Origin of the sequence: Luteimonas salinisoli (genome assembly GCF_013425525.1) — a bacterium.
GTDB classification, from domain to species: domain Bacteria; phylum Pseudomonadota; class Gammaproteobacteria; order Xanthomonadales; family Xanthomonadaceae; genus Luteimonas; species Luteimonas salinisoli.
Genome location: NZ_JACCKA010000079.1, coordinates 1 through 12,656, shown reverse-complemented (window position 1 = coordinate 12,656; position 12,656 = coordinate 1). Strand labels below are relative to the sequence as shown.

At 71.2% G+C, this 12,656-nt stretch carries 14 protein-coding genes, 2 tRNA genes and 1 other RNA gene; 13 read left to right on the top strand and 4 right to left on the bottom strand.

The window, feature by feature from the left end; genetic code table 11:
- Positions 1-395: 395 nt before the first annotated feature.
- A tRNA-Ser gene (locus H0E84_RS14135) sits at positions 396-486 on the bottom strand.
- Positions 487-599: 113 nt separating this feature from the next.
- Here H0E84_RS14135 and H0E84_RS14130 point away from each other — a divergent pair.
- A complete protein-coding gene (locus H0E84_RS14130; RefSeq protein ID WP_180679300.1) occupies positions 600-1,007 on the top strand; it encodes a DUF6165 family protein in 408 nt (135 codons plus the stop codon).
- 74 nt (positions 1,008-1,081) lie between these two features.
- Here H0E84_RS14130 and H0E84_RS14125 read toward each other — a convergent pair whose 3' ends face one another.
- A complete protein-coding gene (locus H0E84_RS14125) occupies positions 1,082-2,149 on the bottom strand; it encodes a glycosyltransferase family 9 protein (RefSeq protein WP_180679299.1) in 1,068 nt (355 codons plus the stop codon).
- Positions 2,150-2,170: 21 nt separating this feature from the next.
- Here H0E84_RS14125 and H0E84_RS14120 point away from each other — a divergent pair, with 21 nt between their 5' ends.
- The 11 genes from H0E84_RS14120 to H0E84_RS14070 all read left to right on the top strand — a co-directional run bounded on the left by H0E84_RS14120 (position 2,171) and on the right by H0E84_RS14070 (position 11,141).
- The gene (locus tag H0E84_RS14120) at positions 2,171-2,923 is read left to right on the top strand and encodes a 3-deoxy-D-manno-octulosonic acid kinase (protein ID WP_180679298.1); all 753 of its coding nucleotides are present in this window, start codon (positions 2,171-2,173) and stop codon (positions 2,921-2,923) included.
- Entirely contained in the window at positions 2,923-3,687 is a 765-nt protein-coding gene (locus H0E84_RS14115; RefSeq protein ID WP_180679297.1) for an MBL fold metallo-hydrolase, read from the top strand. The genes H0E84_RS14120 and H0E84_RS14115 overlap by 1 nt, the downstream gene beginning before the upstream one ends.
- A gap of 103 nt (positions 3,688-3,790) precedes the next feature.
- Positions 3,791-4,813, top strand: a complete 1,023-nt coding sequence (gene moaA, locus H0E84_RS14110; protein WP_180679296.1) for a GTP 3',8-cyclase MoaA — start codon at positions 3,791-3,793, stop codon at positions 4,811-4,813.
- Entirely contained in the window at positions 4,810-5,229 is a 420-nt protein-coding gene (locus tag H0E84_RS14105; protein WP_180679295.1) for a nuclear transport factor 2 family protein, read from the top strand. The genes moaA and H0E84_RS14105 overlap by 4 nt, the downstream gene beginning before the upstream one ends.
- Positions 5,226-5,720 (top strand): cyclic pyranopterin monophosphate synthase MoaC, encoded by a 495-nt coding sequence (gene moaC, locus H0E84_RS14100; RefSeq protein WP_180679294.1) that lies wholly within the window; start codon positions 5,226-5,228, stop codon positions 5,718-5,720. Before H0E84_RS14105 ends, moaC begins: the two co-directional genes overlap by 4 nt.
- Positions 5,717-5,959 (top strand): molybdopterin converting factor subunit 1, encoded by a 243-nt coding sequence (gene moaD, locus H0E84_RS14095; RefSeq protein WP_180679293.1) that lies wholly within the window; start codon positions 5,717-5,719, stop codon positions 5,957-5,959. The genes moaC and moaD overlap by 4 nt, the downstream gene beginning before the upstream one ends.
- Positions 5,960-6,375: 416 nt before the next feature.
- Positions 6,376-6,819, top strand: a complete 444-nt coding sequence (locus tag H0E84_RS14090) for a molybdenum cofactor biosynthesis protein MoaE (RefSeq protein WP_180679292.1) — start codon at positions 6,376-6,378, stop codon at positions 6,817-6,819.
- Positions 6,816-7,856, top strand: coding sequence for a Vgb family protein (locus H0E84_RS14085; RefSeq protein ID WP_180679291.1), 1,041 nt, complete (start codon positions 6,816-6,818; stop codon positions 7,854-7,856). Before H0E84_RS14090 ends, H0E84_RS14085 begins: the two co-directional genes overlap by 4 nt.
- Before the next feature lie 239 nt (positions 7,857-8,095).
- Positions 8,096-8,668 (top strand): putative ATP-dependent zinc protease, encoded by a 573-nt coding sequence (locus H0E84_RS14080; RefSeq protein ID WP_180679290.1) that lies wholly within the window; start codon positions 8,096-8,098, stop codon positions 8,666-8,668.
- A complete protein-coding gene (locus tag H0E84_RS14075) occupies positions 8,665-10,194 on the top strand; it encodes an inactive transglutaminase family protein (RefSeq protein ID WP_180679289.1) in 1,530 nt (509 codons plus the stop codon). The genes H0E84_RS14080 and H0E84_RS14075 overlap by 4 nt, the downstream gene beginning before the upstream one ends.
- On the top strand, positions 10,191-11,141 hold the full coding sequence (locus H0E84_RS14070) for an alpha-L-glutamate ligase-like protein (protein ID WP_180679288.1): 951 nt from the start codon (positions 10,191-10,193) through the stop codon (positions 11,139-11,141). The genes H0E84_RS14075 and H0E84_RS14070 overlap by 4 nt, the downstream gene beginning before the upstream one ends.
- A gap of 98 nt (positions 11,142-11,239) precedes the next feature.
- Here the strand turns inward: H0E84_RS14070 and ffs are convergent.
- Together ffs and H0E84_RS14060 are read right to left on the bottom strand one after the other, a co-directional pair.
- Positions 11,240-11,336: signal recognition particle sRNA small type (gene ffs / locus H0E84_RS14065), an RNA gene on the bottom strand.
- A gap of 52 nt (positions 11,337-11,388) precedes the next feature.
- A tRNA-Ser gene (locus H0E84_RS14060) sits at positions 11,389-11,481 on the bottom strand.
- A 123-nt stretch (positions 11,482-11,604) separates the two neighbouring features.
- Between H0E84_RS14060 and dnaX the strand changes: the two genes are divergently transcribed.
- A partial coding sequence (dnaX, locus tag H0E84_RS14055) for a DNA polymerase III subunit gamma/tau (protein WP_180679287.1) occupies positions 11,605-12,656 on the top strand: 1,052 nt, incomplete at its 3' end.

Genomic DNA, 12,656 nt, shown 5'->3' with positions numbered 1-12,656 from the left:
GGCCGGACCGAAGGGCGGAGCAATACCCCCGGCGCGGCTCACGCCCCGCGCGGTCCGCCGAAGACGCTACGAACCAACTGCCAGACGCGGCGATTCATTGACGCAGCCCCGTGGCGACGGTGATGGATCCCCGCAACGGATGGAACTGCCTGGCGCGGCCGGACCGAAGGGCGGAGCAATACCCCCGGCGCGACTCACGCACCGCGCGGTCCGCCGAAGACGCTACGAACCAACTGCCAGACGCGGCGATTCATTGACGCAGCCCCGTGGCGACGGTGATGGATTGCCGCAACGGATGGAGCCGTCTGGCACGGCCCAGGCCCGCGTCGGGGATTCACGTTGGGGCGCGAACCCCGGACACGCAAAAGCCCCCGAGCGGGGGCCTTGGCGTGTTCTGGCGGAGAGGGGGGGATTCGAACCCCCGAGGCGCTATAAACGCCTGCCTGATTTCGAGTCAGGTACATTCAACCACTCTGCCACCTCTCCGGATGGCGACCGGCAGCCAGCGCGCCGGGGCGGCCATGATACGGGCGGGTCGGGCGGGCGACAAGGCGGCGGCGTTACACTGCCCACCGGCCCAATCCCCCGGTTCAGCCCCCATGTCCGAAATCTCCGTGCCCGTCTCGTTCGGCGAATTGCTCGACAAGATCGCGATCCTCCAGATCAAGTCCGAACGCATTCGCGACGAGGGCAAGCTCGCCAACGTCCGCCGTGAATTGTCGGCCCTGGAAACCACCTGGATGGCGCATCCGGCCGCCGGGCACGACATCGCCCGGCTGCGCGCCGAACTGAAGACGGTCAACGAACGCCTCTGGGAGATCGAGGACGACATCCGCCTGAAGGAGAAGGCCCAGGCCTTCGACGACGAGTTCGTGCGCCTGGCGCGCAGCGTGTACTTCGAGAACGACGAGCGCGCGCGGATCAAGAAGGAGATCAACCTCGCGCTCGGCTCCTCCTACGTCGAGGAGAAGTCGTACCAGGACTACCGGACCGGCTCGGCGCCCTGAGCCCGCCGCGCCGCCGTCGCGGCCCAGGGCGGGGCCTTTTGGCGAGCTCGGCGATGGTGGTGGTCGGGTCTGGGTCAGCCGAGATCGGCGACGCGGCGCTCGAACGCCGCCACCGCATCGTCCACGGTCACCAGGTCCATCACCCCTTCCTGCTCGATCTTGGCGCCCCAGCGCAGTTCGCCGGCAGGCTTGCCCACGAACCGGCGCGCGGCATCGTCGTAGCGGTCGACACAGTAGCGCCGGTCCGAATACGGTCCGCTGCGCGCCGGATTGCTCGCGGCGTGCAGGCCCAGCACCTTCGCGCCCACGGCGTTGGCGATGTGCATCGGGCCCGAGTCGGGCGTCATCACCAGGTCCGCGCGCGCCAGCAGCGCGGGGAGCTGTTTCAGGGTGTCCTTGCCCACCAGGTCCAGCGCCGGCGACCGGATCGCCGCGAGAATGGCATCGGCGGTCTCGCGCTCGAGCGCGCTGCGGCCGCCGCACAGCACGATGCGCCAGCCGCGTCCCGCGGCGTGGTCGGCCACCGCGGCATAGCGTTCGGCGCGCCAGTTGCGCAGCACATGGCTCGAGCAGGGCGAGATCACCAGGGTCGGGCGGCCGTCGTCGGCCCACTGCGCGCGCGCCCAGTCGTGGGCCCCGGCGGGCACGGGCAGGTCCCAGGTCACGCGCTCCTGGCGCAGCCCCAACGGCTCGCAGAAGCTGCCGATCGCATCGAGCACATGGATCCCGGGTCGGTCGGGAATGCGCTCGTTGACGAACAGGCCGTGCAGGTCGCGGGACCGGGTACGGTCGTAGCCGATCCGGCGCCGCGCCGGCACGAACGCCGAAAGCAGGTTGGCGCGTGCCGCCACCTGCATCTGCAGCAGCGCGTCGAAGCGCCGGCCGGCCAGGGCATGGCGCAGCGCACGCATCCCGGCGAGCCCCGACTTCTTGTCGTAGACCATGAACTCCACCCCGGGCAGCCCCTCCAGCAGGCGCTGTTCGCCCTTGCCGATCACCCAGGTCAGGGCGGTCTGCGGCCAGGCGCGACGCAGGGTGTGGACCAGCGGCAGCACGTGGGTCACGTCGCCCAGCGCCGACAGCCGCAGCAGGCACAGCGCGTGCGGGGCGGGCGGAGCGGCTGGCGGTGAGGTCGGGGCCATGCGGCTTGCTAGACTCGCTGAATGGTCAGATTCGACGCCAGCGAGAGCCTGACGCCGTTCCGCGGCGGCGGCGGCGGGTACGGCTCGATTCTGAGCGACGCCGCGCTGGTGCGGCAAGTCGAGCCCGGCTGGTTCGACCCGGGATTCTGGGGCGAGCGCGCGCGCCCGGTGGACAGCGGCGGGCGCGGCGGCGCCTGGTTCGTGGACACCCCGGCGGGGCCCGCGGTGCTGCGGCAGTACCTGCGCGGCGGGTTCGCGGCGCGGTTCAGCCGTGCCGCCCACCTCTGGCGCGGCGCGACGCGGGTGCGCAGCTTCGCCGAGTTCCGCCTTACCCGCGACCTGCTGCGCGAGGGCATGCCGGTGCCGGAACCGCTGGCGGCCAGCTACGTGCGCGGCGGCGCATCCTACCGCGCCGCGATCCTGGTGCGGCGCCTGGACGGCGTGCGTTCGTTCGCCGACCGTGTCGCGGTGGCCGCGGGTGATGCGCCCTGGGAGGAGGTCGGGCGCCTGGTCGCGCGCTTTCACCGGGTCGGCCTGGACCATGCCGACCTCAACGCCCACAACATCCTGTTCGATGCCGGCGGCAACGGCTGGCTGATCGACTTCGACCTCAGCCGCCAGCGCCTGCCGGAGACCGGCTGGCGCTCGCGCAACCTGGCGCGGCTGGAGCGCTCGCTGCTCAAGCTCCGCGGTAGCCGCACGGTCGCCGAGGTCCGCGTCGATTTCGCCCGCCTGCGCGCCGCCTACGACGCCCGCTGGGCGAAGGGGTACTGATGGCGACCGATGGCGAATGGGCGTTGCGCTTCCACGGCGTCGGCAATGCCTCGGCGGTGGAACTGGGCTCGTCGATGGCGACGATCGAGCGCGACGGCGCGCCGTGGCTGACGATCGACTGCGGCAGCGAGGGCCTGACCGCGTACCTGGCCCACTACGGCGAACCGCCGCGCGCGCTGTTCGTCACCCATACCCATCTCGACCATGTCTCGGGGTTCGAGCGGCTGTTCGTGGCGGAGTATTTCGATCCGGTGCGGCGCGGCCGCACCCCGGTCTACGTGCCGGCGACGGTGGTGCCGCTGCTGCACCAGCGCGTCGGCGACTATCCAAACGCGCTTGCCGAGGGCGGCGCGAACTTCTGGGACGCGTTCCACCTGATCCCGGTCGGCGACGCGTTCTGGCATCGCGGCCTCCGCCTGGAGACCTTCGCGGTGCGCCACCACTGGCCGCGCACCGCCTACGGCCTGCGCCTGCCCGGCAGCCTGGTGTGGAGCGGCGATACCCGTCCGATCGCCGAGCTGCTGAAGGTCCACGCCGATGCGGGCGAGACCATCGCCCACGATTGCGGCCTAGTCGGCAATCCTTCGCACAGCGGCCTCGACGACCTCGAACGCGAGTATCCGCCGGAGCTGCTTGGGCGCTGCGTGCTCTACCACTACGGCAGCGCCGGAGACGGCGCGGCGATGCGCGCGCGCGGTCATCGCGTGGCGGTGCCGGGAGAGGCGCTTGCGCTGGCCCCGCCGCGGATGCCCGCGTCGTCCTGACCGCCTGCCCCGGGCGGCCGCGGTCCGTCCCGGTTCCGCTCCTGGTGGGCCAGCCGCCGCCGCTCCGCGCGCATCACGCGCCTGCGCCTAGAATGGCGGCTCGATGAACGCGATTTCGCCCCTGCCGGTGCTGCCCCGGGACGCCCTCGGCCGGCCGCTGCACGACCTGCGGCTGTCGGTGATCGAGGCCTGCAATTTCCGCTGCGGCTACTGCATGCCCGCCGACCGGGTGCCGGACGACCACGGCTTCGACGCTGCGGCGCGGCTGTCGTTCGACGAGATCGAGACCCTGGTGCGGGGCTTCGCCCGGGTCGGGGTGCGCAAGCTGCGCATTACCGGCGGCGAGCCGCTGCTGCGCCGGGACCTGCCCGCGCTGGTCGCGCGGCTGGCGGCGGTGCCGGGGATCGAGGACCTGGCGCTGACGACCAACGGCAGCCTGCTGGCGCGCCATGCGCGGGCGCTGCGCCAGGCGGGCCTGCGACGCCTCACGGTCAGCCTGGACGCGCTCGACCCCGCGCTGTTCCGCGCGCTGTCGGGTGGGCGCGGCGAGGTGGCGGACGTGCTGGCGGGGATCGCCGCGGCGGAAGATGCCGGTTTCGCTTCGATCAAGCTCAATTGCGTGGTGCAGCGCGGGGTCAACGACGAGGAGGCGCTCGCCCTGGCGGGCCATTTCCGCGGCAGCGGCCACGTGCTGCGCTTCATCGAGTACATGGACGTCGGCACCTGCAACGGCTGGGAGCCCGGCGGGGTGGTGCCTTCGGCGGAACTGCGCGCGCGCATCCATGCGCGCTGGCCGCTTCGGCGCCTGCCGCCGCGCTATCCGGGCGAGGTGGCGGAGCGCCATGCCTATGCCGATGGCGGTGGCGAACTCGGCTTCGTCAGTTCTGTCACCGCGCCGTTCTGCGGCGACTGCCATCGCGCGCGCGTCTCGGCCGACGGCACGCTCTATACCTGCCTGTTCGCCGTCGGCGGGATCCCGTTGCGGGCGCGCCTGGCCCAGGGCGAGGCCGTCCTGGCCGGGCATCTGGCCGAGCTGTGGTCGCGGCGCGTCGACCGCTACAGCGAACAGCGCGGCAGCGCCCGCACGCAGGGCAGGCGTGTGGAGATGTTCCTGGTGGGCGGATGACCGAGACGGCGATCGGCGACGACGCGCTTCGGGCGCACCTCGTCGGCCTGGAGCTCATGCTCCTCGATGCTGCGGTGCGCGCCTCGCCGGCCAGGCTGGATGCGCTGATCGCCGCCGACTTTCGCGAGATCGCCGCCTCGGGCCGGATGTTCGGCAAGGACGAGGTGCTGGCGCGGCTGCCGCTGGAAACGGGCGTCGGCTTCCGCGCCGAGGCGATGGAGGTGCGGGCGGTTGCCCCCGGCGTCGTGCTGCTGGTCTACCGGGCGCACCGCGAGGCCGGCGGGCGCTGTGCGGTCTCGCGCCGCAGTTCGCTGTGGCGGCGGGACGCGGAGGGCTGGCGGATGGCGTTCCACCAGGGCACGCCGCTGGAAGAGGGCGCTACGATGCCGCTTCACCAGGCACGGCCGGCACCATGACCCGCAGGACCGCTCCAGCGATCACCCATCTGGACGCCGAGGGCCGCCCGGCGATGGTCGACGTCTCCGGCAAGCCGGCGACGGCGCGCTCGGCGTCGGCGCAGTGCCGGGTGCGGTTTCCGGCCGCGGTGGCGCGCCAGCTGCGCGCCGGCGGCATGAAGAGCGCCAAGGGCGGCATCGTCGATACCGCCATCGTCGCCGGCACCATGGCGGTCAAGCGCACCTGGGAGTTGATCCCGTTCTGCCACCCGCTGCCCATCGACGGCATACGCTTCGCGGTCGACTGGCGGGGCGAGCGCGAGCTGGACATCGACTGTACGGTGACGACCACCCATCGCACCGGCGTGGAGATGGAAGCGCTGACCGGCGCCACCGTCGCCGCGCTGACCGTCTACGACATGTGCAAGGCGCTGTCGCATGCCATCGTGCTCGGCCCCGCCCGGCTGGTCGCCAAGCGGGGCGGCAAGCGCGATGTCGGGAGCGCGCCGTGACCGCGGTGACGGTGCTGTACTTCGCCAGCCTGCGCGATGCCGCGGGAACCGCGCAGGAGTCGCTGGACACCGCGGCCGGCGATCTGCGCGCGCTGTACGACGAGTTGCAGGCGCGTCACGGTTTCGCGCTGCCGGCCAGCCGGCTGCGCGTGGCGGTCGACGGCGCGTTCGCGCGCTGGGATGACCCGCCGCGTCCCGGTTCCGAGATCGCCTTCATTCCCCCTGTCAGCGGTGGGTGAGCGGCCGCGCCAGGCAGTCCCATCCGTGTCTGGCAGATGGTCCTTGGAAGAGCGCCTTCGGTTGACCGCGCGGAGCGTGAGCTGCGCCGGGGGTGTTGCTCCGCCCTTCGGTCCGGCCATCCATGGCCGGACTCAGGGCCGCTGCACATCCATGTGCAGCTCTCCGCAACACCCCCGGCGCAGCTCCCGCCGAGATGTTGGCCGGCTTCGGAGAGATGGGCTGCCGAGCGTCCGCAAGCAACTGACCGGCCCGCGGCCGCGCGGGGATTCGCCACGCCGCAGTGCCGCTACGTCCTTCGTTGCGCCCTGCCGTCCAGCCATCCATCGCCGCTCTCGGGGGGCTGCACCAGGCCGCCGCGCGGCCTGGACCAGCCAGCCGCGGGCGTTGCTGCCCTCACGGTGTTAAAACTGTCCGCATGAAACGCTTCGCCCTGTCCGAGGTCCCGATCGACGTCGAGCCGCTGCATGCGCGGCTGCGCCGCGCCGATGCCGGCGCCTGCAGCAGCTTCGAGGGCTGGGTGCGCGATCACAACGACGGCCGCCCGGTGCGCGGCCTGCGCTACGAGGCCTACGCCGGGTTGGCGGAGGCCGAGGGCGAGCGCATCCTCGACGAGGCGATGCGGCGCTTCGCCCTGGTCGAGGCCTGCTGCGTGCACCGCGTCGGCGAGCTGGAGCTCGGCGAGCTGGCCGTCTGGGTCGGCGTCTCCGCCGCGCACCGCGCCGCAACGTTCGACGCTTGCCGGTTCATCATCGACGAAGTCAAACTGCACGTCCCGATCTGGAAGCACGAACGCTACGCCGACGGCGATGCACAGTGGCTGCATCCGGGCGCAGGCGACGCAGGAGGAACCACGCGATGATCCGATCGTCCGCGCTGGTGCTGGCGACGCTGTGCGCCGGTGCACTCGCAGCCCCGGGGCCGGCCGCCGTCGGCGAGCTGCTGGTCGGCAATAAGTCCGACGACACGGTGTGGCGCCTGTCGCTGGAGGACGGGCGCCGCCTCGGCGAAATCGCCACGGCGCCGGGTCCGCACGAGATCGCGGTCAGCCCGGACGGTCGCCTGGCCGTGGTGACGGGCTACGGCGGCGCGCAGCCGGGCAACCGCCTGACCCTGATCGACACCGCGGCCGGCAGCGCCAGCGGCGAGGTGGACCTGGGCGAGCACGCGCGCCCGCACGGCGTGCGCTTCACTCCCGACGGCGGGCGGCTGCTGGTGACCACCGAGGACAGCGGCGCGCTGGTGGTGGTCGATGTGCAGTCGCGCACGGTCGAGCGGGCGATCGACGTCGGCAAGGGCGTCGGCCACATGGTGGCGCTGTCGCGCGACGGTGCGGTCGCCTACGTGAGCAAGATCGCCGCCGGCACCGTGGTGCGGGTGGACCTCGCCGACGGCGCCACCCTGGAGCGGCCCGCCGGGGGCGGCGCAGAGGGCCTGGAGGTGGCGCCGGACGGCAGCGTCTGGGTGGGCAACCGCGAGGACGGCACCGTGACCGTCCATGATCCCGGGACGCTGGCGGTGCGGGCGATCCTGCAGAGTCCGGGGTTCCCGATCCGCGTGGTCTTCACCGCCGACGGCCGCCACGCCCTGGTGACGAATGCCCGTGCCGGCACCCTGGCGGTGTTCGACGCGGCAAGTTGCGAAACGGTGGCCGAAGTGGCCCTGGCCGACCCCGACCGCGAGTACCGCGACACCATGCTCGGCCGCGCCGCCCTGCCGATCGGCGCGCTCGCCCATCCCGATCCCGCCGTCGCGCGCGTCTACGTGGCCATCAGCGGCGGCAACGAGATCGCCGTGGTCGACAGCCGGACCTGGAGCGTGGTGGCGCGCTGGCGGACCGGCAACGAGCCGGATGCGCTGGGGATCGTGGGTGCTGCGCCGCCACCTGCGCTGCCCTGAGGCGGCGAAGCCGCCGGGGTCACGCCAGTTCCTGCCCCCGCCGGGGGGCTCTACCCCTGGTTCTGGAAGGGTCGGAACGCGTCGTATACCCAATCCGGTCAAGCCGGCGGCGCTTCGGTCCGCCCCGTCGCATGAACGATTTCTTAAGGGTGCTTCGCCCAATGGCGGTTACGATAACCCGCTTGTTCATGTCCCACAGAGAACGCGTGAAACCTTCGAAATGGACGACTTCAAGGCGTGTGCAAGGGTGGACCGCCGCCTGCCTGCTGGCCGTTGCGGCGCCGGCGTGGCCCGCGGCGCAGCAGTCCGCGGTCAAGGCCCAGGTCAAGGACATCTTCGGCTGGGTGGAATGGGTTGAAATCGGGCAGGACCGGATCCGGCTCAAGGCCAAACTCGATACCGGCGCCACCACCTCCTCGCTGACCGCCGACGACATCCGCGTCTTTCGGCGCGGCGATCGGCGCTACGTGCGCTTCGACGTTCGCAACGAGCGCCGCAATATCGACGAAACCATCGAGGCCAGGCTGGTCCGGCGCGTGCGTATCCGTAAACACGATGGCACCACCGAGCGGCGCCCAGTCGTGCGCCTGGGCATGTGCCTGGGCGACACCTACCGCGAGCAGGAGTTCACCCTGGTCGACCGCAGCGCCTTCCTGTACCCGGTACTGGTCGGCCGCAACTACATGCGCGACCACGTGCTGGTCGATTCCGGCGAGACGTTCACCCGTCGCCCGTCCTGCGGGCAACGGACCGGAGCGCTGGGGCCGCAGGGCAGCGGCGGGCCGCTGGCGCCGGGGCCAGGAGCGCGATGAGACGCTGGCATCTGCTGGCGCTGGTACTGGTGTTGCTGACGAGCGCGGCGTCGCTCATCGCGTACAAGGTCCGTGTGCTCGGCTACCCGCTGGCGCCGGGCGCGGAGATCGAGGGCTGGATCGTCGAGGCGCGGCTGTCGTTCACGCCGACCGGAGGCGCGGTCAAGGCGGAGCTGGCGATCCCCTCGGAGCCGCCGGGCTACGTCCAGCTCGACGAGAACTTCGTCTCCCGCGGCTATGGCCTCCAGACCGAGGAGCGCGACGGGCAGCGCCTGGCGCTGTGGACCACCCGCCGCCCCGCCGGGCCGCAGACCCTGTACTACCGGACCACGGTGACCGGCCGCGATGGGCAGGGCGAGGCGCAGCCGGTCCCTGCGCTGGACGAGGTGCCGGCATACCAGGAGGTGGAAGGCGAGGCGGTACAGGCGATCCTGGACGAGGTGCGCGGCAAGTCCGCCGACATCGCCACGTTCTCGTCGATCCTGGTGCGCCTGCTGGCCAGCCCCGCCCCCGATGAGAACGTGCAGTTGCTGCTGCCGCCCAATGCCGGGCGCGAGCAGCGGGTGCGCACCGCGATCCGGATCCTGGCGGGGGCGAGAATTCCGGCGCGCATGGTGCAGGGGGTTCGCCTCGCCGACGGCGCGCGCAACCTGCGTCCCGAGCACTGGCTCGAGGTCAACAACGGCGACGACTGGATCCCGCTGGATCCGACGAGCGGCGCCCGCGGCTACCCCGCCGATTTCTTCGTGTGGTGGCGCGGGGCCGACGCGCCGTACGCGCTCGACAACGCACGCAATGCCGAGCTGAGCTTCTCCGTGGTGCGCACGCTCGAGCCGGCGCTGGAAATGGTCACCCGGCAGGCCCAGCTCGCCGACTCTGCGGTGATGGCCTACTCGCTGTCGGCGTTGCCCGTGCACGTGCAGAACGTCTATCGCACGCTGCTGCTGGTGCCGATCGGCATCCTGCTGATCGTGTTCCTGCGCAACGTGGTCGGCATCCAGACCTTCGGCACCTTCATGCCGGTGTTGATCTCGCTGGCGTTCCGCGAGACCGACCTGCTGTCCGGCGCGATCATGTTCACGGTGATCGTGGCGCTCGGCCTGCTCGTGCGCTTCTACCTGGAACATCTGAAGCTGCTGCTGGTGCCGCGGCTGGCAGTGGTGGTGATCGTGGTCATCCTGCTGATGTTGCTGGTCAGCATGCTGTCCTATCGGATGCAGTTCGATGTCGGATTGTCGGTGGCGCTGTTCCCGATGGTCATCATGGCGATGACCATCGAGCGCATCTCCATCGTCTGGGAGGAGCACGGCCCCGCGGAAGCGATTCGCCAGAGCATGGGCAGCCTGGTGGTCGCCATCCTCAGCTACCTGGCGATGTTCCACCCGCGCGTCGACTACTTCGTGTTCGTGTTTCCGGAAGCGCTGTTGATCGTGCTTGCGATGGCGCTGCTGCTGGGCCGCTATACGGGCTATCGGCTCAGCGAACTGCTGCGCTTCCGGGACTTCAACGCGGCCAGCCGCGCATGAGCTGGTTCGTCTCGCCCGCGCGGCTGCGGCGTGCCGGGGTGCTGGGCCTGAACGCGCGCAACGCGCTGTACATCGGCGAGAGCAATCCGCGCCGCTACTTTCCGCGGGTCGACGACAAACTGCTGAGCAAGCAGCTTGCGCTGGATGCGGGGCTCGCGGTGCCCGCGCTCTACGGCACGGTGGCGACCTACCGCGACGCGCGACGCTTCCTGGGCATCGTCGAGGGCCACGAGGATTTCGTGGTGAAACCGGCGTGCGGCGCCGGCGGGGACGGGATCGTAGTGATCGCCGGGCGCATGGGCGGCAACTTCCTGAAGGTGAACGGCGAGCCGATGTCGTCCGACGACATCGTCTACCACCTCGGCAACATCCTGTCCGGCATGTACAGTTTCGGCGGCCGGCCGGACCAGGCGATGATCGAGTACCGGGTGCGCCCGGATGCGGTGTTCGACACGATCTCGCACCTGGGCGTGCCGGACGTGCGGGTGATCGTGTACCGCGGCTTCCCGGTGCTGGCCATGTTGCGCCTGCCGACCCGGATGTCCGGCGGCAAGGCCAACCTGCACCAGGGTGCGGTGGGCGCCGGCATCGATATCGCCAGCGGCTTGACCACCCACGGCGTATGGCACGAACACGGCGTCGATCGCCATCCCGACACGATGCAGCCGTTGGCCAACGTGGCGATCCCGGGCTGGGAGCGGATCCTCGAGCTGTCGGCGCGTTGCTACGAGTTGACCGGCCTGGGCTATCTCGGCGTGGACATCGTGATCGACCGGGAGCATGGTCCGCTGATCCTCGAGCTGAACGCGCGCCCGGGCCTGTCGATCCAGATCGCCAACCGCCTGGGGCTGCGGGCCCGGCTGGAACGGGTGGAGCGCGAAGGCGGCAGCGACCAAGGCGTGGAGGCGCGCGCGGCCTTCGTCAAGGCGCGCTTCGGCACCGGATGACCGGGGCCGTCGGTGCGGGGCGGCGGGCCTGCCGCTGCCGGTAGCGAAGGTCCGGGTCGGGGCCTTGCCGGGTCAGTCGCAGGCCACACATGGCGATGGCCCCGCCGACTGACCTCGGCGCCCGCGTCGATCGATACCGTTGCTGCCTTCCGGCCCTGGCGGGATTTTCGACCTAGCGTCGCGAGGGGCCGACGGGGCCACCATGGAAACGAACGCGCCGCGTGCACGCGGCGGTAGTGCTGATGGATGGCGGAGAGGGCGGGATTCGAACCCGCGAAGCGGTGTTTAGCCGCTTACACACTTTCCAGGCGTGCTCCTTCAACCACTCGGACACCTCTCCAACCCGTCCGGAGCGCCCTGCGCAGGCGCGACCGGATCGGCAATTCTAGCCCCCGGCCGGGGCGGCCACAAGGAAAACGCCCCACGCCCCGGGGACGGCCGGCCGGCGTGGCAGAATGGGCGCATGTCCTACCTCGTCCTCGCCCGCAAGTGGCGCCCGCGGCGGTTCGCCGAACTCGTGGGCCAGGGCCACGTGGTCCGCGCGCTGACCAATGCGCTCGAATCCGGCCGCGTGCACCATGCCTTCCTGTTCACCGGCACCCGGGGGGTCGGCAAGACCACCATCGCGCGGATCTTCGCCAAATCGCTCAACTGCGAGCAGGGCACTTCCGCCGATCCGTGCGGGGAGTGCAACGCCTGCCGCGACATCGACGCCGGCCGTTTCATCGACCTGCTCGAGATCGACGCCGCCAGCAACACCGGCGTGGACGACGTGCGCGAACTGATCGACAACGCCCAGTACATGCCCTCGCGCGGGCGGGCGAAGGTGTACCTGATCGACGAGGTGCACATGTTGTCGAAGTCGGCCTTCAACGCGCTGCTCAAGACCCTGGAGGAACCGCCCGGGCACGTGAAGTTCCTGCTCGCCACCACCGACCCGCAGAAGCTGCCGGTGACGGTGCTCTCGCGCTGCCTGCAGTTCAATCTCAAGCGCTTGGACCTGGAGCAGATCGGCGGACAGATCGCCCGCATCCTCGAGGCCGAGGGCATCGAGGCCGACGACGACGCGGTGCGGCAGCTGGCCACGGCCGCCGACGGCAGCCTTCGCGACGGCCTCTCGTTGCTCGACCAGGCGATCGCCTACACCGGCGGGCAGCTGGAGTCGACCGCGGTGGCGGCGATGCTGGGCACGGTCGACCGTGGGCGCGTCGGCGCATTGCTCGATGCGCTGGCGGCCGGCGACGGCGAGCGGCTGCTCGACGAGGTCGCGGCGCTGGCGGAATTCTCGCCGGACTGGGGCAGCGTGCTCGATGCGATCGCCGATGCGCTGCACCGGATCCAGGTGCGTCAGCTGGTGCCGGGCAGCGGGAGAGATGCCGATGCCGATGACCTGGATCTGGATGCGCTGTCATCGGCGCTGCGCGCCGAGGTGGTGCAACTGTGGTATCAGATGGCGCTGGGCGGCCGTCGCGACCTGCCGTTGGCGCCGAGCCCGCGGGCCGGTTTCGAGATGAG